The organism is Roseovarius nubinhibens ISM (genome assembly GCF_000152625.1).
GTDB classification, from domain to species: Bacteria; Pseudomonadota; Alphaproteobacteria; order Rhodobacterales; family Rhodobacteraceae; genus Roseovarius; species Roseovarius nubinhibens.
Map to the genome: position 1 here is coordinate 696,318 of NZ_CH724156.1, position 21,895 is coordinate 718,212.

The 21,895-nt window shown below is 55.6% G+C and carries 21 protein-coding genes and 1 tRNA gene; 5 read left to right on the forward strand and 17 right to left on the reverse strand.

What is annotated here, in order from left to right; all coding sequences use genetic code 11:
- Positions 1–36: 36 nt before the first annotated feature.
- A tRNA-Ser gene (locus ISM_RS03480) sits at positions 37–126 on the forward strand.
- 90 nt (positions 127–216) lie between these two features.
- Here the strand turns inward: ISM_RS03480 and ISM_RS03485 are convergent.
- The 4 genes from ISM_RS03485 to ISM_RS03500 form a co-directional block, all read right to left on the reverse strand.
- Positions 217–1,431 carry an NADH:flavin oxidoreductase/NADH oxidase family protein gene (locus ISM_RS03485; RefSeq protein ID WP_009812727.1) on the reverse strand — a complete coding sequence of 405 codons (1,215 nt, stop codon included), beginning with the start codon at positions 1,429–1,431 and terminating at the stop codon, positions 217–219.
- An 89-nt stretch (positions 1,432–1,520) separates the two neighbouring features.
- Positions 1,521–2,654, reverse strand: coding sequence for a DegT/DnrJ/EryC1/StrS family aminotransferase (locus ISM_RS03490; RefSeq protein ID WP_009812728.1), 1,134 nt, complete (start codon positions 2,652–2,654; stop codon positions 1,521–1,523).
- Between the two features lie 4 nt (positions 2,655–2,658).
- Positions 2,659–3,306, reverse strand: a complete 648-nt coding sequence (locus ISM_RS03495) for an acetyltransferase (protein WP_009812729.1) — start codon at positions 3,304–3,306, stop codon at positions 2,659–2,661.
- Positions 3,303–3,899, reverse strand: coding sequence for a sugar transferase (locus ISM_RS03500; protein WP_040617821.1), 597 nt, complete (start codon positions 3,897–3,899; stop codon positions 3,303–3,305). The genes ISM_RS03495 and ISM_RS03500 overlap by 4 nt, the downstream gene beginning before the upstream one ends.
- Positions 3,900–4,018: 119 nt before the next feature.
- Between ISM_RS03500 and ISM_RS03505 the strand changes: the two genes are divergently transcribed.
- From ISM_RS03505 to ISM_RS03510, 3 genes are read left to right on the forward strand one after another with little or no spacing between them, the layout of a single operon-like run.
- On the forward strand, positions 4,019–4,282 hold the full coding sequence (locus ISM_RS03505) for a spike base protein, RCAP_Rcc01079 family (protein ID WP_009812731.1): 264 nt from the start codon (positions 4,019–4,021) through the stop codon (positions 4,280–4,282).
- A gap of 14 nt (positions 4,283–4,296) precedes the next feature.
- A complete protein-coding gene (locus tag ISM_RS18145) occupies positions 4,297–5,010 on the forward strand; it encodes a beta/alpha barrel domain-containing protein (RefSeq protein WP_217622860.1) in 714 nt (237 codons plus the stop codon).
- Positions 5,007–5,324 (forward strand): hypothetical protein, encoded by a 318-nt coding sequence (locus ISM_RS03510; protein ID WP_009812732.1) that lies wholly within the window; start codon positions 5,007–5,009, stop codon positions 5,322–5,324. The genes ISM_RS18145 and ISM_RS03510 overlap by 4 nt, the downstream gene beginning before the upstream one ends.
- Here ISM_RS03510 and ISM_RS03515 read toward each other — a convergent pair.
- The 13 genes from ISM_RS03515 to ISM_RS03580 form a co-directional block, all read right to left on the reverse strand.
- Positions 5,310–6,578: a glycosyltransferase family 4 protein gene (locus ISM_RS03515; protein ID WP_009812733.1), complete on the reverse strand. Its 1,269-nt coding sequence runs from the start codon at positions 6,576–6,578 to the stop codon at positions 5,310–5,312. The genes ISM_RS03510 and ISM_RS03515 overlap by 15 nt on opposite strands.
- A 7-nt stretch (positions 6,579–6,585) precedes the next feature.
- A complete protein-coding gene (locus ISM_RS03520) occupies positions 6,586–8,400 on the reverse strand; it encodes a glucosamine 6-phosphate synthetase (protein WP_009812734.1) in 1,815 nt (604 codons plus the stop codon).
- Between the two features lie 15 nt (positions 8,401–8,415).
- Positions 8,416–9,609 carry a glycosyltransferase family 4 protein gene (locus ISM_RS03525; RefSeq protein WP_050754101.1) on the reverse strand — a complete coding sequence of 398 codons (1,194 nt, stop codon included), beginning with the start codon at positions 9,607–9,609 and terminating at the stop codon, positions 8,416–8,418.
- A gap of 83 nt (positions 9,610–9,692) precedes the next feature.
- Positions 9,693–11,000 (reverse strand): hypothetical protein, encoded by a 1,308-nt coding sequence (locus ISM_RS03530; RefSeq protein ID WP_156783302.1) that lies wholly within the window; start codon positions 10,998–11,000, stop codon positions 9,693–9,695.
- A 37-nt stretch (positions 11,001–11,037) separates the two neighbouring features.
- Positions 11,038–12,489, reverse strand: a complete 1,452-nt coding sequence (locus ISM_RS03535; RefSeq protein ID WP_156783303.1) for a polysaccharide deacetylase family protein — start codon at positions 12,487–12,489, stop codon at positions 11,038–11,040.
- Positions 12,490–12,496: 7 nt separating this feature from the next.
- Positions 12,497–13,498 carry a GNAT family N-acetyltransferase gene (locus ISM_RS03540; protein WP_009812738.1) on the reverse strand — a complete coding sequence of 334 codons (1,002 nt, stop codon included), beginning with the start codon at positions 13,496–13,498 and terminating at the stop codon, positions 12,497–12,499.
- Complete coding sequence (locus ISM_RS03545) at positions 13,491–14,480, reverse strand: sulfotransferase family protein (protein ID WP_040617823.1); 990 nt, start codon at positions 14,478–14,480, stop codon at positions 13,491–13,493. Before ISM_RS03545 ends, ISM_RS03540 begins: the two co-directional genes overlap by 8 nt.
- Positions 14,481–14,513: 33 nt before the next feature.
- A complete protein-coding gene (locus ISM_RS03550; RefSeq protein ID WP_040617824.1) occupies positions 14,514–16,034 on the reverse strand; it encodes a lipopolysaccharide biosynthesis protein in 1,521 nt (506 codons plus the stop codon).
- Positions 16,027–17,115 (reverse strand): DegT/DnrJ/EryC1/StrS family aminotransferase, encoded by a 1,089-nt coding sequence (locus ISM_RS03555; RefSeq protein ID WP_009812741.1) that lies wholly within the window; start codon positions 17,113–17,115, stop codon positions 16,027–16,029. Before ISM_RS03555 ends, ISM_RS03550 begins: the two co-directional genes overlap by 8 nt.
- A gap of 2 nt (positions 17,116–17,117) precedes the next feature.
- Positions 17,118–17,699 carry a UDP-2-acetamido-3-amino-2,3-dideoxy-D-glucuronate N-acetyltransferase gene (gene wbpD / locus ISM_RS03560; RefSeq protein ID WP_009812742.1) on the reverse strand — a complete coding sequence of 194 codons (582 nt, stop codon included), beginning with the start codon at positions 17,697–17,699 and terminating at the stop codon, positions 17,118–17,120.
- Positions 17,696–18,640: a Gfo/Idh/MocA family protein gene (locus ISM_RS03565; RefSeq protein WP_009812743.1), complete on the reverse strand. Its 945-nt coding sequence runs from the start codon at positions 18,638–18,640 to the stop codon at positions 17,696–17,698. The genes wbpD and ISM_RS03565 overlap by 4 nt, the downstream gene beginning before the upstream one ends.
- A gap of 4 nt (positions 18,641–18,644) precedes the next feature.
- Positions 18,645–19,973: a nucleotide sugar dehydrogenase gene (locus ISM_RS03570; RefSeq protein WP_009812744.1), complete on the reverse strand. Its 1,329-nt coding sequence runs from the start codon at positions 19,971–19,973 to the stop codon at positions 18,645–18,647.
- A gap of 342 nt (positions 19,974–20,315) precedes the next feature.
- Positions 20,316–20,690 (reverse strand): MarR family EPS-associated transcriptional regulator, encoded by a 375-nt coding sequence (locus ISM_RS03580; RefSeq protein ID WP_009812746.1) that lies wholly within the window; start codon positions 20,688–20,690, stop codon positions 20,316–20,318.
- A gap of 608 nt (positions 20,691–21,298) precedes the next feature.
- Between ISM_RS03580 and nusG the strand changes: the two genes are divergently transcribed.
- Entirely contained in the window at positions 21,299–21,808 is a 510-nt protein-coding gene (gene nusG / locus ISM_RS03585; protein ID WP_009812747.1) for a transcription termination/antitermination protein NusG, read from the forward strand.
- Positions 21,809–21,895: the final 87 nt, after the last annotated feature.

Here is a 21,895-nt window from a genome sequence, read left to right on the forward strand (position 1 = left end):
TTGCCCCCCCGCGCCATGGTCGATAAACACGCCAGCGGAGCTGTGGCCGAGTGGTCGAAGGCGCTCCCCTGCTAAGGGAGTAGGCCCGGAAGGGTCTCGTGGGTTCGAATCCCATCGGCTCCGCCATTTCCCCCCGAAATGCGATCCGACACCACCGCCCTGATGGGGGCGGCTGTGGACCTGCATGAGACCTGCTGACGTCAGCAGGGATGCGGGTCAGGCCTCACGCCGCGTGGGCGCCACAGGACCGAAATGCCGCGTCCAGATCTCAGTCCGTAACCCATCTCGGGCGTCGTACTCCGCGAGCGCCTGATCCAGGTCGCAGAAATCACCGGTCTCTGCGTCGGCACCGATTTCAGTCAACCGCATCGTGTACCACGCTGTGATCCCACCTTCAGGTGCATGAGAAAATCTTGGAAAGGCGGGCTCTGGCATCTGATGTGCCAGCCACAGATTGGGCAGGCTAGGTTCGAGCACCAGCGCCCGAGCCAGACCGACAACATCGGCGGCCCCGCTCAGCACGGCCTCTTGCGCCTGTGCGCGCGTTTTGATGCCGCCCGTCAGCATCAGGGGCTTGGACGTCACGGTGCGGGCACGTTTGGCAAAGGCGATGAAATATGGGCCGCCTCCGGCACTGTCTGAGGCAGATTTGGCGCCGGGGAAATAGGTCCCGCCGCTGATGTCGATTGCATCCACCGAGGATGTGTCCAATGCGGCGACGACCGCAAGCGCATCCTCTTCGCCGAGCCCGCCCTCAAGCTGGTCGGAGGAATTGAGTTTCACGGCGATTGGAAACTGGGGACCGACGGCCGCACGGGTTGCCTCGAGCACGTCGAGCAAGAGCCGCATGCGGTTGGCAATTGATCCACCGTAGTCATCAACGCGCTTGTTGAACAATGGCGACAGAAACTGGCTCAGCAAGAAGCCGTGTGCGGCATGAATTTGCACGCCACTGAACCCGGCCTCCTGTGCCAGCCTGGCTGTCTGCGCGAGGTCCAAGGGCACTTGGCGGATCTCTTCGCGTGACATGCCCGCGCAGCGAAGGCCGGGCAGATCGAGGGCGCTTGGCCCTCTGGGCGTGCTGATCGGCGCATAGGCGAGCGCCCCGGCGTGACCGAGTTGCAGCCAAAGCTGCGTGCCGTTCTCTTTGCCATGCGCCGCAAGCTCACGGAACCTGGCCAAATCAGAGGCCGGGTTGAGCACCAGATTTCCGGGTTTTTCGGCAAAGTTTGAGGTGGGCTGCACTTCGCCGATGATCGACACGGCCACGCCACCTTGTGCCCAACGCTGATAGAGCCGGGCTTGGGCCGCCGTCGGATGACCGGTGCCATCGCCGAGCGAGTCGGACATCGCAGATTTCGCGATCCGGTTTTTGAGGAGTGTGCCACAGGGCAGTTCAAGCGGCTCGAACAATGTACCTTCGTGCTGCATCCGAACCGCTCCAGTTACGTTTCACTGACCACACGGCATCAAAGCACAAGTCTGCGGCGTTCCTCTAGCAGGAAGGGGCGTAGCGTCGGTCAGCGGCCCTGATCGAGGCGCGCTGTGACCCGGTCGATCACCTCGTCTTGTTGCGCGTCGCTCATGTCGCTGCCCGAGGGCAGGCAGAGCCCGTGGGCGAAGAGGCCTTCGTCGACGCCGCTGCCGTGATAGGGCGCGCCGGCGTAGAGGGGCTGAATATGCATCGGTTTCCACAGCGGCCGGGATTCGATCTGATGTTCGAGCAGCATCAGGCGGATGTCCTCGCGCGTGACGCCGGTGACCTCGGGGTCGATGATCAGGGCGGTGAGCCAGCGCGTTGAGTGCCGCCCGTCGGGTTCCGGCATAAAGGTGAGGCCGGGCCGGGACAGGGCCGATTGGTAGCGCGCGAAAATCTCGCGGCGGCGGGCGACGCGGGCGTCGAGCACCTCCATCTGGCCCAGCCCGATGGCGGCGCAGATATTCGACAGGCGGTAGTTGTAGCCCACGGTGGAATGTTCGTAATGCGGCGCCGGATCGCGCGCCTGCGTGGCGAGAAAACGTGCCTCGTCGGCCCAAGCCTTGTGGCGGGTCACCAGCATGCCGCCGCCAGAGGTGGTGATGATCTTGTTGCCATTGAAGGACAGGATCGCGGCATCGCCGCCGGTGCCGGCCTTGCGCCCGTCCAGATAGGCCGCGCCGAGGCTTTCGGCGCTGTCGAGGATCAGCCGCACGCCATATTGCGCGGCGAGCGCCTCGAGCGGATCGAGATCGACGGATTGGCCATAGAGATCGGTGGGCACGATGGCCTTGGGCAGGCGGTTCTCCTTGGCTGCCTTGGCGAGTTCCTCGGCCAAGATATCGGTGTCGATGGTCCAGCTTGCGGCGGAGAGATCGAAGAAACGCGGGTGCGCCCCGAGGTAGTTCACCGGAAAGATGCCGCCGGCGAAAGTCATCGAGGAAATCCAGACTTCGTCGCCCGTGCCGACCCCCGCCATGCGCAGCGCCAGATGCAACGCGGCAGAGCCTGAGGAGAGGCCGACGCAATGGAGATCTTGACCGAGGTAGCTGCGAACCGAAGCCTCGAACGCATCCAGCTGTGGCCCGAGCGGGGCGATGAAATTCGAGGCGAAGGCTTCGGCAACGCGAAGCTCTTCCTGACCGGACATATGGGGGCGGGAGAGGTAGATGCGCATGGGGTCAGTCCTTGATCAGGGGTTTGGCCGGATTGCCGATGACGGTGACACCGGGCGGCACATCGCGGGTGACGACGGCCCCCATGCCGACAATGGCGCCTTCGCCAATCGTGAGAGGTTTGTCGGGCCTTCCCTGACGAATAATGGCCCCGGTTCCGATATAGGCATTGTCCCCGATATGAACATTTCCATTGCACATCACCCGGGGGGCAAAGGTAACGAAGTCTCCAATGACGCAATCATGCGCGACATAGGAATAGATGTTCGCGTGGAAATGCCGACCGATTTTGGCGTTCGAGGTGATGGTGGAAAACCCGCACATTACGAGGCCTTCGCCGATTTGAGAGCCGTCCAACTCAATACTGTTGGCCGCCCTAACATCGATAGTATCCACTTCGGCATGGGCACATTTCTCTGCCAGCTTGCGCCGAGTACCGCCATCAGCGATCGCCAAAGTGACCGCGCGATAGTCTGCCGGATGGTTCCGAAATTGCTCAAATGAGATGCATTTGCAACTGTTTACGGTCTCGCCACTTCCCGCATCATCGATAAACACACATTCCACTTCGAGATCATTTCCGACCTGCTGTCGCAACAGCGGCATGACCTCGCGACCAAAGCCGCTGGCACCGTAGACACCGTATAATTTCATTGTTTTGTTCCCGTAAACCTCGACATGGTGGCCTCGCCCGCGGCGGAAATGCCCTCGCGCTTGACCACCTTGCGTATGGTCAGCCAGATGATTTTCAGGTCGAGCCAGAGGCTGCGGTTGTCGACATACCAGACGTCGAGCGCGAATTTCTCATCCCAGGAGATGGCGTTGCGGCCATTGACCTGGGCCCAGCCGGTGACCCCGGGGCGGACTTCATGGCGTCGGGCCTGTTCTGGGGAGTAGAGCGGCAGGTATTCCATCAGCAATGGCCGGGGGCCGACGAGGCTCATCTCGCCCTTCAGCACGTTCCAAAGCTCGGGCAGTTCGTCGAGCGAGCTCGACCGTAGAAAGCGGCCCAGCTTGGTCAGCCGCTCCGCATCGGGCAGCGGTCGTCCATCCGCGTCAATCGCGTCGCGCATGGTGCGGAACTTGACCATCTCAAACGGTATGCCATGCCGCCCCGGGCGCGTCTGGCGGAAGAACACGGGCGATCCCATCTCGCGGCGGATCATCAGCGTGATGGCGACCAAAATGGGGAAAAAAATGATTAACCCGATGGCTGCACCTTGAATATCTAAACCGCGCTTGAACACTTAACAAACTCCTAACATTGCAAACGGTCCATCAATTTGAATGACACCCTTCTGGTTGATCTTTCGCTGAACATCAATCGTGGGAGCGCCCAACCTCCCCTCAGCGAAAAGGCTTTAGCATGAACCCCTTTACCGATCGAGCCCGTTCCATTAACGGCCCCGCAACCGACGCGCTGCCGGTGACACCGGATGACGCCACCGATCTCACCCATGTTGCCATCGCCCTCTATGTCGAAACCGGTGGCACGGTGGTGATCGACACAGTGGCTGGCGGGACGCGTAGCGTGACAGTCGCCGATTTCTCTATCCTGCCGCTAGGGGTCACCCGGGTTCATGCCACGGGCACGACGGCGGCGGGTATTCATGCGCTGGTACTGGCATGAAAACAATATGCGATTTGAGCGCGACCAGCGCGCCCCGGCGCGCAGCAAGCGGTTGGCATCCCGGCTGGCTTTTCCGAGATGGCGCGCAGGGGGCTTGGTTTGACCCGACTGACGCAACGTCGCTGTTTCAGGATGCCAACGGGACCACCCCCGTTTTGAATGATGGGGATCCGGTGGGACTGATGATGGACATCAGCGGTAATGGCAACCACGCAACACAGTCCACTTCGGCCGCGCGACCGAGCTGGCGAACCGACGGGAATTTGTGCTGGCTGGAGTTTGACGGGGCCGATGATAAGTTGGTGATAGCCCCGATTGCTTACTCTGGCAGTGAATTCGGGCTTTCGATCGGGCTGAGGCACGAGCCCGGCGACACAAAATTCGGGGCATGGCGGGCGCTGCATGTCGATGGCGTCTACCTTGGCCTGTCGCAACCAACCTCGCCGGGCGCGATCCAGAACATCAGTGGTCAGCTGTCGGTGGACGGTGCGGCTGCACCGGCAACGCGATCTGGTCTGCGTTCGCAGTTGCTCTCTCCGGCTGTGGGAATTGCCACCGGCGTCCCAGTTTCAGCTTTTGCCGGAAGCAATTGGCAATTTGGCGGATATTCGGTGCCAGCCGCACCTGCCTGTAGGGTCTATGGTTATCTAGAATCCGAGGCGCTGATGCCTGCGACGCGGTCGCATACTCGCCGTTGGATGGCCCAAAAGAGTGGAGCACCGGTATGAGAAAATCACTCGTAATTATCGCCCCCGTCTCCAAGATGCAGAGCGCCAACAAACTGCTGGCTGGAATTGGGTGGGAAGAGGACAATTTCACCGTGCCCCTGACCGCCGACGAAAGCAGCAGCATCAGCCATTTCGGTCTACGTGCATCTATCCGCCCTGCGTTCAGCGAGGTGCTTGCGGAGCATCTGGCGCCTCTGACGGCTCTCGCTCAATCTCTGGTGATAGACCTGCGCGAGGAAACCGATCGACATGGCCATTTCGCCGATGTGATTGATGCCGAAGGGTTGCGCGTCATACGACTAGAAGTCGCATGAACCCTTGCGGCGCGGCGTTTCGTACGCCGCGCCTTGCCCGTCTAGTCCCATATGGTGCAGGTAGTCCCGCGCAAGGTCTTTGTACTGACGATTCTCCATTAGCCAGTCGCGGCCTCGCGCACCCAGCTTTGCACGGTCTTCTGCGGGCAAAGCTGCATATCGTAGGATCTCGGCACGCAAGGCTTCTACATCCTCAGCCGGCACATATGTCCCACATTCGGCCTCATTGATCATCGACGGAAAACCTGTAAACGAGGCGAGCACAGGTTTACCGGACAGCATGTAGTCAATTACTTTGTTCAGAGATTGGCCAAACCGCATCATAGGCGATTTGTGCACTGCAAAATACACGAGGTCGACCTTCTGCAAGATGGATTGAACGGCCTTTTTCGGGACCCCAGGCGCGAAGCTGACATTGTCGAGATCTGCTGCCTCGGCAACAAACCGGTCCTTCAGGTACCCTTCGCCCACGAGCAGGAAATGAATGTCTTGCCGGTCCATCATTGCCCGCGCGCAAGCCAGCAAAGTCTCGAGCGCATTGTCGGCGCCGATCGATCCCGCATGACAAACAACAAACTTATTCTCCGGGAAATGGGCCTCCATATAGTCGTCCGATAGCGGTTCTGGCGGGGCCAGAAGCCCCGGGTCTAGACCTTGTGGGATACAGGCAACAGGCCTGACCGAACTGCTGACTTCGGCCACATGCTCGCGAAGGTTTGGCATGGTGCCGACAATAAGGTCGGCACGCCGATAACCGAGACGCTCAACCCAAGCAAGAAACATGACCGCCGGGTGTCGCGGGCTAATACCGCCAGCTGTAGTCAGAACAAGCGGCCAAATGTCCCGGATTTCAAACACAAGCTTGCAACCGAAGCGACGGCGCAGATGCAACCCATTAAAAATCGTGAGCGGCGAGAGGCTGGAGACGACGACCACGTCCGGCTTGGGCAAGCCCTCCAACGGCATGCGCCTGATCTGCCATTCGAAATCAAACCAGCTTAGGATGCGTCCGAGCGAGCGAGCGCCGGTGTATTTTCGGGTCCGGAGCCAATGCACGTCGACACCGTCGATCGCCTCCTCTTTACGCGGGGAGGTTAGTTTCGGCACGTTTGCAAGATGATTGGAGTCCGACGTGATCAAGAGGGCCCTATGGCCCATCTGTACAAATTCACGCAGAAGCAGAAATCCTCGTGCGCCCACCTTGGCCACCCCCGGTGGCGTAACATACTTCGAGATGTACCAGATCGTTGCCATCGCCGGACTATTCCGCGTAGAGTCGGGGAATGGCATTAACCACGCGAATAACGTCTGCGAAGTCCATGCCGATTGCATCCAAATACCATTTGATATTCGGATAGCGTGGTTGGTTTTCGTCCTTTACGAGAACTAGAGCCTCTTCGCGTGTCAGCTGCCCCTCCCGGATCTGGTTGCTCCGGAAGGTGTCATGCTCGGTGAAACCCGCTACCGTGTAATAGATGTAGTTGTAGAGGCCTGCGGTCCCGTCCCCGATGCGCCAAGTGGTGCTAGTATCCGGCGCGGTTTCCCAATCATACATTGCCAACGTCTGATTGACGCGGTTTTCGTCCCAGGTCCAGTAATCGAAAATATGGAAGTAATCTGATTTCTTCAGGAAGCTGCGATAGTATTCACCCGAAAGCGTATCCCATAGGGAACTGTTAAAGTACCCGGGGCTCTTCATCATCGCTTGGAACCGCAATTTCTGATAACGCAGCTGCTTGCGCGCACCGCTAGAATAGACTTTGTCCTCTTCGAAATCTGGCGGAATACCCAAGAAACCGGCCTTAAAGTGAGTGACCTCAAGCGGGCTTGTCCCCCAGAGATTGATGTCGATGCCCGTCTGTTTCTTGATCGTTTCCACATGGCGAAAGAAATGCTTGTCGCCCGCTGTCAGAATGCTGATCATCCCAAGATGGGGCGATTTCAACCACGCCTTGAGGTTCATCGCAATGTTGTCGCGTTTTTTGGCAATATCATCGGCGACAATAATGTTCTCAACGCCGAGCTCAGCGCACATCCGGCTGACATTCCGGCGTCCCAAATCTGTCACCATGCCCCAGTCATAGGTATATGTGATCGGTTTCATTTTAAGTTCGTTGACGATCAGGTGCAGACCATAACAGCTGTCGCGCCCGCCCGAGAACGGGACAATGCAATCGGGCCCATGCGCCCGACGATAGGGCTCAACCAGCTTGAAGAGTTCTTCCTTTGGCTTTGGTTTGTTGCGCTGCGTGTAGTTGTGGCAATAGTTGCACACCCCGTCTTCATCGAAACGGATAAACGGCATGGTTTCAGGAAGGATGCATTTGGAACAGCGGCGGAGCTCTGGCTCTGGGTAAACCAGGAGCGCGGCCTCTGTGCTGTTGAGCACCAATTCTGGGATTAGATTCTTAACCCGCGACTTGCTGTCCGCAACCGTTACGCATTCATGGACCGGAATATCCAGCACAACGGTTTCAAAAATCTGATCGACATTGGCACAGCCGACCTGATTCAGCGCAAAAGATTCCGAAGCAAAGTGGAGGCTCTCGCCCTTCTTGCCGGAATAAAGGCTGCCGTTGTTCGAGAAAAGCAGTAGCTTACCCAAACGCGGCACCGCAAGGGCGCAGGAAATGGTGCCCTTGCATGTTTCCAGAACGATCTTGCCGATATCTTCGACCGCACCGCCCGCGTCCAGATGATCTGCCGCAATGGCCGCAATGACCTCGCTATCGACCTCGAGCTCTCGTGTCCGGGTCAGTTTCGGCCAGATTTCATCAAAATTTACGATGATCCCGTTATGGATGACAACGACGCCATCGCGAACAATAGGTTGGTTGTCGGACAGACCGTTGGTAATCAGGCGACTGTGCCCCATCACAAGGCGCGTTTTCCCAATGGTCGTTTTCTTCAAAAGTTTACGGATTTCGAAATCCGCGCGTTGCACATCGTACCCCGACTCACGAGCGATCACGAGGCCGCTCGAGTCGCGCCCCCTTTGTTCGGCGTGATGCGCAAGGATTGGCAGGTCACCAGGTGCCAGAGCCAAGTTCGTAACAATTCCGAAAATTCCACACATGCTATCGTCTTCCGTTCATCTCTTGGATTGCAAATCGCACGACCGGCGATTCAGGATCGTTTCATAAGTTTGGATCAGGGTTTCCGCCTCTTGTTCCCAATTGAGGCGGCTCAGGATGGCCGCACGTCCTCGGTGTCCCATGGCCTCCGCTTCCTCTGGATTTTCGATCATCCAGCGCATCGCCGCGGCAATTTCTTCGGGGTTCTCGGGATCGACTAAAAGCCCACAACCGACCTCCTCGACGATTTCGCGCCATAGCGGGAAGTCGGACGAAATGACCGGCACACCTGCGGCCATGTATTCGAAGAGCTTTATAGGCAGCGTCAGCATCTCATGCTCTACGGGTCTTAGCACCACAAGCCCCGCGCGTGCGTTTGCAAGAATGTCGGCCACGCCCTCGCGCGAGACCCAGCCATCGAACTTGACGCGGTCCCACCCAGTGCGCGTGAGCGCGACATGACGGTCCGCCTCAATCGTAAAATCCCCCGCGAGACGCAAGGTGGCCCCGGTCTCTCGCAAGGAGCCAACAGCGTCGATCATGCCCAGAATATTGCGATTCCGGGTGATCGTACCGATATACGCAAACTCCATAGGTCGATCACGCATAGGTGTGTCGACAGGCTCGTGAAATTCTTCCACCAGCGGCCAGTTCCGAACCAATATCGTCTTTTTACTAGGAAACCGTTTCTGAATCTGGGGCGTCACTGTCACGATAGAACTAAAGAATGGTGATGAGAACCATTCAACAAAACGCACGATTGGCGGCAAGAGCTTACGCGCGACCTTTGGCAGCCGGTAATTCTCAGAAACCGCCTCAGGATAATCCTCGTGCACGTCATAGATAACCTTGATGCCAAACAAGCGAAGCAAGACCCCCCAAGGGATAAGCTCTGGATCGTGGAAATGAGCAATACAAGGCTTTTGCCGCAAGATAGAGCGAAACATTCTCCAACCGCCTAACGACATGCGCTTCAAGCGTCGAAGTCGTGGTCCGGTATCGATCACCCGATATCCGGCACTGTCGATTTCATCGCCTAGACCATCCTGAACCAGTAGTGTCACACGCCCCGGAAAACGTCGCTGGAGCGAGGCCATCATTTTGGATCGAATGCGAGAATCATCGCGCAAATGCACCGTCGAAAAATGGATTATTTCGTTTTTATTTTTCATGTTTATGATGAGATTTTCTGTATCGGAGATCGAAGCCATAAGCGCGAGAAATCCATTAAACCACCCTTTAATTTCATTGAACCACTCTCCATAAGCAGGACCCTCGACCAACGTATAAAGCTTTAATATTTAGCTTCAGAGTGCACATCTTCCTTGCGTGGAGCGAAAGTGAGAAAAAGAAATAAAAACACTAAGCCATGGGTCAGCAAAACCGTAGTAAAGTCGCTAGATCGCGTTATGTTCATTACCGACAAAAGTGCTAACGCGGACACTAGAGCATGCCCAATGCGCTTTCCATATGCATTGAGAAATGCAAGGAGCAGGCCAAACAAGATGGAGTAAATGATAACCCCCAAGTATCCAGCATGGGAAAAACCGCTACCAATCAAGCCCGTGTTCGCCGCCCAGGTGGTAGAACCAAAATACTCTTCTCCGATGATAAAAGGGGAGGCCAAATCATATGGACTCTCAACCAAACCCAATGAAATCCGTGACGTAGACCAATAATATAATGGGTTATCCGAAAAGAAGATGACATGACGCTCATCAAGCATCGGTGGCGTAAAAAGCATACGCCTAATAAAATTATTTACAAAGAACAGAAACTGATCAGTTTGAAGAATAAATCGCGCCAAGACAACATTTAGCATCGCGAACAATGGAAGAATAAAGAAATACAAGGATAGATAGCCAGCCCGCGACGGAGACCTGAGAAATGCATAAAATGAGATGAAAAGAATTGGCGCGAAAAGAATGTTTTTGAAGTTTGTCAACCCGAAGAACACCAACTGCACGGAAAGAGCCAAAGCAAGAATTCCAAACCGACGCAGCTCAATAGAATAAAGAATTGCGAGTGGAAGAAGAATGGCGGACAAAAGAGACACAAAATACCCCAAAAAACCAGGGACTGAATCCAAATTATCAGCGCGCACCTGATAAACATTAGAAAGATTAAAGTTCAAACGGTACACTCCCCCCAGGACCATATAAAGAATCAAGAACACAAGCGACAACCCCAGCGCAAAATTCAAAAACTGTTTAATTTTGATGGGCCTCATGAGAATCGGTCGGAAATTGAGCGCTGAAATTTGGACCGAGAAAATAATTACAAATGCCAAAGTCACAACGTATCGCAGGTCGGCACCCGCAAGAAAAGAAAACACAATAGAAGGTATGAAGAATAGGAAATTCGTGCAAATCAACAAATATGTACGCGTATCCCTTTTGTTTGGAAGCATCAAGGCCGTCAAAATTGTCGCAACTGAAATCTTAGTTAGAGCCAAGGGCGTCTCGGCCACCCGAAAACCTTGATAGTCCCAAAACGCCGCGACTTCATTCTTATAGAGCCAGGCCAAAAGAAGTGCGTAAACAAGGCTTGTCGCAACCTTCAAAGCCGCAGGATAATCAAACTTTAGGCTCGCGGTGGTCACAGCACTTCTCGCCGCGGATTAAGAGATGACGCCATGCTTAGTATCTCGATTGACTAACGGGCGTGCGAAGCTGAGATGCGAGCGCTGCCTGAAAGATTGATTTCTGCTGATAGATTAAAAGCTCGGAATTATGCCACAGTAAGCTAAATTCGCCCCCATACTGGGTCGTTTTTTGTTTGAGCGACAGGACGGTTGCGAGCGCCTCTTCAAAGCTCAACTGCTGATACAGAGGGGACAGCAATGACCCCTCCATTACAATCAAAGGTTTTTGGGTCAAATCAAGTGGTTCCAATCTTTGCCAGCTCCACATGCGGAACGGTCGGCCGGTACCATACCGAAACCCTGCCATATCAGCAAAGCCGCCTGATGTATCCATCTTGAAGCCAGCAGCAGAAAGGCAATCAGGGGTCAAGGCTGCATCCCATCTTAGGTAATGCTGCCTGTTCTCCAAAACATCGAGGGGAACGCCTGCAGCCTCCAATGCCACGACAAGCCGTAGTCGCTCCCTCTTTAGCCGGTCAATATCTTTGTAGGTGTTATAGCTCCCGTGCATCCCAATGCGGTGGCCACGCCTTGCGATAGCTCTCAGTAAATTCGCTATTCTGGGATCTTCAATCTCATATGTACCATCTATAAGGCCGGCACTTTTGCCTGCAATGAAATAGAAGGTTGCCCGAACCCCATGTGCCTCACAGATGTTCATATACCAGTCGAAGGTATAACACGGGTCGAAGCGCAGACCAAAAACACTGCTAAATGCAAAATTCACAAGCCGCTTGGCGGCGAGCGCAGGACTGCGACGTTTCAATAGGTCCCCCGCTAGGGTGCGCAACAAGGCGGCTGGGCTTCTGACCGAACGGTCAAACGGCTCATCAACGTCGCAGCTGACGTGAATCGGCTGCGCGGGATATTTGGGCATTTTGAGCCCTGGCCAGAGCAGGGAAACTAAGGCCCAGATTGCATGTCGGTATATATCCGCCAGCGGGTGCGACAAGAACTTCTCTCGATAGGCCAGAGAAGCACTTCCAGGGAACCGGTCATGTGTATCCCGCTCGGCAGAAACGATCTCTTCAAAGCGCGACAGCAAGAAGAAGATGCCACCGAACAGATCAGCGTCGACCTTGAGCCCCGTTGCGGTAGGCGCGACTTCCGGTCCCCCAAACAGAATCGGCATGCGTTCAATTGGCAGGGGAAGGGTAAAGCTCTCGACAGCCTCTGCGGAAAATTCCTGCAACGGCTCGGCAGGGCTTTGCTGAGACCATTCCTCCCGCGGTAAATCGAGCTGTGGAAACAGGGAAGCGAAAATCAGCGTTTTCCCCGCTGCGGAAATCTCGATGTGATCCTGGTCATGTAACGACAGTTGCAGCCCAGGGATGGCCTGGCCGAACACGAAGTCGCACACCCATTTCAGCGCCTCTTCCTTTCGCTGCGGCAATGACACTTGTAGGCCTTCTTGCTGCAAAGGGGGCAGGTCGGATTTAGCACTCATGAGGCACCTATTTTCCGACGCCTGAGTGTCTCATGCGCCGGACCTGTTTTAACCTTTGTAAGCCAAGGTAGGCTTGGCCTTTCCAGCTGGCAGCTCTTCGAATGCTCATATAGGGGGTCTGACGACCGCCAAACCCGCGGAAGAACCGTTCGATAGGTTCGATCATGGACCCCTCGAAGTCAAAAATCTTAACCCGTTCTGAACTACGCTGAATGGCTTCCCACAAGATCAAACTGGCCGCGCCGCTGTTGCGGTGCTCGGGGTCACCGCCGCCCATGATATAGTAGGCAGTGTCAGGACCATAAACGATTATAGCAGCTGCATGGAGTTCGCAACTTTGTCCTTCGGCGACGAGTAGATCGACTGCGCCGTGTCTCTCGGCCGCCGATACAAGAGATTCCACATAGCTTTCAGAGTAAGGCACGGACAAACCTTGTCTTTCAAAGGTTTTGCCGCACACGTCCACTGCTTCCTTCGTTGAGACTGCCTGACGAATTCGCACACCTTCTCGGTCGCGCGCCTTGCGGATGTCATTTCTGTTATTCTGATCCATCGCGCGCCAAATCGCGTCGGTATCTGAAAGATCCTCAAGGCGATAGGTGTAGCCCGTCGATTGCTCGTAGCCCTTCCAGTACAGAGGCTGCCAATTCTGCTGATCCACGTGCCAATTCTGCTGGTAGAGATCGTGCGGAGGGAGGGACTGGAACAAATCTGTTAGCAGACTTTTTTGCCGCGCGATCCGTTTGTTGCTCTTGCCCGCATAAGGGCGCAACCATGGTCCGAGCGCCGGGGTCAGGTTTGGGACAGTCAGAACTGTTATACCAAACCGCTGCCGTACATAAAACGGGAGTGCGGCTTCGATCCGCTCCCCTTTGCGAACAAGAGCAACGTCCCAGGCTTCAGGCCCAACGGCTGCATCGAGCCACCAAGCCTGACTAAACAAAGGAATTGAAGCCTCCGTCTCGCAAAGTGCCTGATAGGCGCTCTGGCGTATTTTGACATCAGACATCGTTGGTTGTTCCTTGCTCCAGGGCCCAAAGTCTGTCGACGATTTCCTTAGGCAGCTGGTTTGACCTGCGGCGTTCAAATCGCATTGGCGGATCACCAACCAGTGACAGTTCGACGCCACGAGAGTTCAGAAAGGTCTGGGCACGGCTCAAGAACGCTGCCGGATCGGCACAGATGTCGCGGTAATTGACCTTCATCATTTGATCTCCGAGGCCGAGATTGCGAGTGTCCCTATCAATCTGCGCTTCTATTAGGTCAATTTGGGCCATGACCTGATCAGCAGCAGGCTGACCAATCCAGGCCTCGTAACCCGGTGGAGGAACAGACCACCATGTGTTGAAGTTCCCGTTCGCAGCATTTCGGCCTTCGAGGATCGAGATGGCATTCTCAACCCGGTCGCGTTGGACATGAATGAAAATTGCATCAGGAAACATTGCGACGATAGGTTCAAGGCGTAGTCCCGCGTAAAGGTTCTTGAAGACCAGCGGCCGATCTTCAGCGTTGGCAATCGTTTGCAACGAGCGTTGAAAGGCTTTCAACGCTCCCGTCGGCATGTCTTCCCTCCTGACATAAGCTGGATCTCGAGGAAAGAACCTGTACCACCATTCCCCGCACTCAGAAGGCCCATAACGCCCGGAAGTGCGCCCGTAATTGGATTTGAAATCGATATTTCGATCTTTGTTCTTCAGTAAATGCGAGGCAAGAGCCGGGACGCCAAAAACCATACAATGGGTATTGGTCAAATAGCCTAGCCGAAAACCGGATACCATCAGTTGGAACGTCAAGGTCGTTCCGGCACGAGGTGCCCCAATGATGAAAATCGGAGTGTTCGCGGGCGCTGCAGCGCGATCGACGTTTGTCCAAATGAGTCTCTCAAACAACGGCCCCAAATACCTGTTTGTTGTCATATATGCGGACACGAGTGCCTTTTTGATCACTTTTTTCACAAGGGACTCATTGGTGTTTTCTGCAAGCTGCAGCATTGGGAGAAGCAAGCCGTCATAATCTCTTGGTGCCTAACTAGCGATGCCTGCAGGTTGGCTGCCCGCCCCCTGTTCGTACGGCCCTATGTCAATCTCGGGCAATCTTTTCCACGCCCAGCGGATCGCGACGGCGGCCAGAAGCGCACCACAAGAAATAGCAAACAGTAGAGCTAGAACCGGTTTACCCGACCAAACATTGGGCACAACAAAGGCAGGCAACACCCCGATCGCCGCAATCATCAAGCCTCGAAGGACCACCGCCACACCGGTCAGGGCCTGCCCACCTGCTAGACAATAGGCGATGGAAATGCGCGCAAGGTACACAAGGCTAGCAATTGCCGAAAGCAATTGTACGGCAAACAGAGCGTCGCCTCGCAACCAAAGTGCCACTGAAAATGCAAGTACCGGTGCTGCAGCGAGGCTGAGGTCTAACAGAAGCGCAAGTCCCAGTCGCCCAACAATGGGGAATATTCCAGTACATGGCGTGACGGTAAGCTGAAAAAGCATCCAAGGCAGGATCCAAACCGCGAATGTACCGGATACCCGCCAGGCTTCGCCGAACATCAGCACAAAAGCGTCTGGGAGAACGAAAGCCGAAAGAGCAAAAAACGGCAATGTTGCAAGCACCAGACGCGATTGAACAGCTAGAATAAGCTCAGCTAATCTGCCTGTCCTATGGGCGTCGACTGCCTTTCGGTAGAAAGCGTTCTGGACCGCAACGCCGATGATGCTCATCGGAACAACCATCACCATCATCGTCATTGCGAAGTAGCCGGCCATCTCGAGACCGAAAAACGCCGCAAACATTAGCGGTGTAATCGAGCTGCCTATACTGGATGCCAGCGCGGACCATGTCGAAATGAGTGGAAACGTCCGATAGTTGATTGCAACCCGCCAAAGATCATAGAGTTTCAGCGTGCGAACCGTGACAGAGTAGTCCAGTCCTATCCCGCGCACCAATTGAATTGCGGCTGCCACGTGCCCAAGAACCCGTCCAATAATGAGAGCCGCCCCCCCGAGCGAAAATCCTGCGACCTGTACAACTACAGTAATTGCGGATTGAAGGACTTTTGCCTTTGCCATGTCGCCAAATCGCTCATGCCGAACACATAGCATATTGAGCAATAAGAATAGGCCATTGGCAAAAAAGGTGACCGGTAAAAGCCATAAATATGGCGCTAGAATGGGAGCGTTGAATTGATTGGCCAAGGATTCGGAGTAGCTCGTAACCAAAGCAAACAGCGCCAAGGAGAAAAGCACCACAACCACCGCGCCCGTGACGCTTAAGGCTGCAGCATTGCGGTCATCTTCGGGCAAGGGGATAGCAAGTTCGAACCTAAGAGCGGCAATTCCTCCGACAAGTCCCAGCATAGAGAGGAAGACCGACAGAATTCCAAACTCATCTGGGCTATAAAGACGTGTGAGCAAGGGGGCCGAGGCAATCAAAATTGCTTGCGCACCGACCGTCCCGCTCGCCAAGGTTAGAACACCTCGAACAAACGTGTTTTGAGGCAGAATTTTAATCAACGAACCCATCTCGATGCGCTCAGACAAGCGCCCCGGTCAAATGCGACACAATCAACATCATTTGATCTGTAGACATATATGGATGCATGGGCAGGCTTAGAACCTCATCTGCGGCCTTGTCGCCCACTGGGAGCATGGCGGCGGCATCTGCTACCGCGGGCTGGCGGTTCAGAGGCAGCGGGTAATGCACGGCGGTGGGAATGCCTGCGGCTTTGAGCGCCTCCTGAACCTTGGTGCGGTTCGCAACTCTTACCGTGTATTGGGCCCAGGCACTGGTGCAGTCGGGCGCAATCCGTGGTGCGGGTATGCCTGAAGCGCCCAGCGTGGCGGAATAGGTCTCTGCCACTGCCTGACGCGCGGAGATTTCCGCGTCGAGAATGGCCAGTTTCGGTAGCAAGACCGCGGCTTGCAGCGTGTCGAGCCGAGAGTTCACACCGACGCGTATGTGGTAATAGCGCTTTTCCTGCCCATGTCGGGCGACCTGACGGATCACCTTGCCCAGTTCCGGATCAGAGGTGAAAATCGCCCCGCCGTCACCATAGCACCCCAGCGGTTTCGAAGGAAAGAAACTGGTGCAGGCGATGGTGCTGAGGTTGCAGGATCTACGCCCCTTGTAGCTGGCACCAAAGCTCTGAGCCGCGTCCTCGATCACCGGCAGGTCATGCCGCGCGGCAATCGCGTTGATCGCATCGAAATCGGCAGGCTGGCCGTAGAGCGAAACCGGAATGATCGCCTTGGTCCGTGGCGTGATCGCGGCTTCGAGGAGGGCCGGGTCCATGTTGTAGCTGCCCGGGTCAATATCGACATAAACGACCTTGGCCCCCAGCACCACGGCGGCCTCGGCGGTGGCGATATAGCTAAAGCCGGGCGTGATCACCTCATCCCCGGGTCCGACGCCCAAGGCCATGAGCGCAATCTGCAGCGCATCGGTGCCGTTGGCCACGGTGATGCAATGCGCAGCACCGGTATAGTCGGCGAGCTTTTCCTCTAGCTCAGCCACTTCCGGGCCGAGAATATACTGCCCATGCTTCAAAACACGAGCGATACCCGCTTCAATTTCGGGCCGCAGCCGGTCCTGTTGGGCGGCGAGGTCGATGAATGGGATCATGGTCAGGCCTCCTTGCGCGTCACGACCGAGCCGGAAAGCGTGTAGCTATCGCCCGTGTGCGGGCATGTGACGCGGGCGTCGCCGGTCAGCGGCAGGTCCAGTTGTTCGCCATAGGCGCTCATCCAGCCGCATTGGCGGCCGGGCACGCCGACGATCAGCGCATAATCCGGCACGTCCTTGTTGACCACGGCGCCCGCACCGACAAAGGCGTAGGCACCGATGGTCACGCCGCAGACGATGGTGCAATTTGCCCCCAGGGTCGCGCCGCGTTTGACCAATGTGTCACGGTACTGGTCCTTACGTTCGATCAGGCCGCGCGGATTATAGACATTTGTGAACACCATGGAGGGGCCGCAGAACACCCCCTCCTCCAATGTCACATTGTCATAGACAGAGACGTTGTTCTGCACTTTGCAACGGTCACCAATTACGACCTTGTTGCCAACAAAGACATTCTGTCCGAGCGACACGCCCGCCCCGATACGCGCCCCGCCGCAAACGTGCACGAAATGCCAAATCCGGCTGTCGTCGCCAATCTGCGCCCCGTCATCGACGATGGCGCTCGGGTGTTGGTAATAGCTCATCCTTGCGACCGCACGAAGGGGTGGGTGAGATCGCCAATCGGGGCGATGGGCGCATTGCGAATGTTGGAAACCGTTTCGATGGCCACCCGATTGTCTTCGACCCCGAAGCCCCCGCCTGAGAGGATGTCTTGGTAAATCTTGGTATGCAGCTCGGTAAAGCCGTCCGAGAATTCGAGGTTCTCGCCATCGGCGACCACCGCCCGGAAGGTCCGCTTGCCTTTGGCGCGCTCCTCGGCGGGGACATCGTTCACGTCCAAAGACAGGAACCAGCGCACGCGGGCGCGTTCATATTCCAGATAGCCTGCCGCCTTGGTCGGTGTATTAAGGTGGACGATATTCTCTTGCACTGCGCCGTAGACGAAATGGAGCATATCGTAGAAATGCACGCCGATATTGGTGGCAATGCCGCCCGATTTTTCGGTCAGGCCCTTCCAGCTTTTCAGATACCAGTTCCCCCGCGAGGTGATGTAGGTCAGATCGACATCGACCTTTTCGCCTGCGGGCATCTTGGCGACGCGGTCCCGCAGGGCGAGGATCGCGGGGTGCAACCGCAATTGCAGGATGGTATGAATCTTTTGGCCAGTATCGGCCTCGACCGCTTTGAGCTCGTCGATCTGTTCTGGCTGCAGCACCAATGGTTTTTCGCAGATCGCATCGGCACCCGTCCGGAGTGCCCATTGCATATGTGCCGAATGCAAGAAATTCGGCGAAGCGATGGAGACATAGTCCAATCCGCCTAGCGTGCGGCGTTGAGCGTTCACATGGGCGTCGAACAACTCAAAATCGGTAAAGAACTGCGCGTCTGGAAAATGGCTGTCGATGATCCCGACCGAGTCGTTCACATCCATCGCGACAACCAAGTCATTTCCAGTGTCGCGGATCGCTTTCATATGTCGGGGCGCGATATAGCCGGCAGCGCCAATGAGGGCAAACTTCTTCATGACATTAAGCCTTTACAACGTTTTCTGCCGCGGTGCGATAGACCCCACGGCTGTCAATGATGACCTGCGCATGGGCGCGGATCATTTCGTAGTCGAATTTCGCATGATCCGTAGCCAGGACCACGGCGTCGAAACCTGCAATATTTTCGGGTGTCAGCGCAACCGAGGCCAGGTCGAACTTATGTTCACGCATTTTCGGAAAGACCGGCACATGCGGGTCCGAATAGGCGACCTCGGCCCCATTGTCGCGAAGCAGTTCCATAACCTCTACCGAAGGGCTTTCGCGCATGTCGTCCACGTTTTTCTTATAGGCAATGCCCAGCACAAGCACCTTGGAGCCATGCAGCGCCTTGCGGCGTTCGTTCAGCGCCTTGACCAATTTGCCGACCACATATTCCGGCATGGCTCGGTTAATCTCACCCGACAATTCGATAAAGCGCGTGTGCAGACCGTATTCCCGTGCCTTCCATGTCAGGTAGAACGGATCGATCGGGATACAGTGCCCCCCCAGACCCGGACCGGGGTAATAGGCCGTAAACCCAAAGGGTTTGGTGGCGGCGGCGTCGATCACTTCGAATATGTCGATGCCCATACGGTCGGCAACAATTTTCATTTCATTGACCAGGCCGATATTCACGGCACGATGAATGTTCTCCAGAAGTTTGGTCATTTCGGCCGCCTTAGTCGAAGTGACCGGTACGATCCGGTCGATGGCCTGACCGTACAAGGCCTCCCCGACCTCAAGGCAGATCGGAGTGTGACCACCAACGACTTTGGGAATCGTGTTGGTGGTAAAGTTGGCGTTGCCAGGATCTTCCCGTTCGGGCGAATAAACAAGAAAGATTTCCCTGCCAATTTTCAACCCACCAGAAGTAATACGTGGCAGCAATTCTTCCTCGGTCGTGCCAGGATATGTAGTGCTCTCGAGCGACACGACTTGGCCGGCGCGCAGGTAGGGCACGAACGAGTCGGTGGTGTCGACAACAAAGCTGAGGTCCGGCTCACGGTACTTGTTTAGGGGCGTGGGCACGCAGAGGATCAGCGCATCCGCCTCTGGAGTACGGCTGATATCGACGGTGCTTTCCATACCGGATGCGTTCGCTTCGGCTATTGCTTCGTCGGAGATATGCTCGATATCAGATTGGCCGCCGTTCAACAGGTCGACTTTTTGCTGATCAATGTCGAAACCGATGACCTTATAGCCCAACTGGGCGTAGCGAAGAGCCAATGGCTGACCGACATAACCCATGCCAAAGATGCCAATAGTGGCTGTCCTGTTCGCAAGTTTTTCGATCAGTTGATCAGCAACTGCATCGGTAGATTTCATAGTCATTATGGTCCTTTCCGGCACTAATAATCGCATTCAAAAAGCCAGCTGGGCGCTGAAGAGCGCTTGGTATCTAGAGAAAATATCCATGGTGCCGTTATGATCGCGCCCGAACTGAAGCTGTGGGCAACGTCGAGAAAACACTTTCCGCGACCCTTCAACATGCACTTCGATAGCTCACGAAATTTGATTTCGTAGATTTCTTTGACAAAGTCGAACGCGCGCGCAATGAAATCTTCGTTCATTTCATAAACAATTTTGGCTGAGTGTTAAAGCGGCCAAACTTCGCCAACGGAGAATCCCGAGCTAGCCGACGAGCAAAGGCTCGAAACCGCCGGAGGCGTAAAATTACTTTGCAGATACCTTTAAAGCGCGCGTCTCTTCAATCGGTTCGCTTTCCTTTCGTAGCGCGTCAATTTCCTCTTTCAGCGCCTCGTACTCTGCCATCTTTCTAGCGAGAAAGGCACGTGTCAGAACTGTTTTCCGCGCAATTCCCTTTGGCGTTAGAAGATAGGCATAGCGCCGCTTGTCTTCGGCGGCCGAAAAGTTCCCGAGCTTGACCAGCCCCTTGTCGATGAGCGCGTTCAGCACGTAGTGTATCCCGCCAACGCTGATCCCGACCGCATTGGCCAGCTCTCGCTGCGACATTTCCGGATCATCTTGCAGGATGCGAAGTACGCGAAAGTGAGTGTCTTCCTGAAGCTTGCTGCGCTTGCTACTCATTTTGGCTTTTTCTCAGGCTACCGCACAAGGACTGCCCGCAGGGCGCCTTGCTTCATGGAATTCGATGGAGATCGGTAGAATCATCATCGCTCAATTCTGAGCGGTATCAAGCGTGGCATCTGCACGCAAGTTGCAATGTGACATCCGCCCGATCGAATTGCGGCATTCAAGAATGCCCACACCTCAGCGATAACGCTCACGACACTTTCTGCGACCTTTGTCCTCTAGCAAGACCATCGAGCGCCCGCGCGCACAACCTATAGAAGCATTTCCTAACGCCGATGTCAGCTCCCCTTCTGCTGAACAAGTAGAGTACACCTTGATGCGTAAGATCAGACAACCAGACGGAGCTCTGAAATCCACTGACGCTATTCTTCTACTCCCCTAATGGTTGGGAACATTGCGAAGGATGGCCTGCGCCTGCCGCCCAACTTCCTTGGCCGAAGATACTGATTTGACATCTCGATAATCTAAGAGCATCGATAGCCGAGGTCGTTTGAACTCAGAATCTTCATCAAAGATTCATGTTTCATTGAGAAAAATGACTTGCTAGCGCTCAAGATTGAGCGGTATGTGGGGCCGTGCGGTATTAACGAGGGCGTAGGATAATGTACCATGATCGCGGTAAAAATTGGTTTCTGGCGCAAGTGAAACCGAACTGCGCCAACATCGCGGACAAGAACCTCAAACGGCAGGGGTTCAAAACCTTCCTCCCGCTCGAAGAAGAGACACGCCAGCGCAACGGCAAGTTTGTCACTGCCATGCGGCCACTATTTCCCGGTTATATATTCGTGGCATTCGATGCGGCTCGCGGATTCTGGCGCACGGTCAACTCAACCTATGGTATCACGCGCTTGGTGAGCTTTGGCAATGAACCGACAGCGGTTCCGCTGGATCTAGTCTCGTACCTGATGCAGCGTTGCGATGCGGAGGGCAAGCTGTTGCCGGCAACGCATCTGTCGTCCGGCGATAAAGTGACATTGACAACAGGGCCCTTCGCCAACTTCGTGGCAGAGGTAGAAAAAATCGCGCCGGACCGGCGCGTCTGGGTCCTGATGGACATCATGGGTGGCCAGACCCGCGTTGCGGTCGGGGCGGATCAGCTCCGGGCGGTGTAAAACAAGGGACCTCCGAGCCTGATCATTAATGGCATATCATCCCAGCAATCCAAGGATCCTTGGGCCAATCCCCTCAGCCAGAGGCAA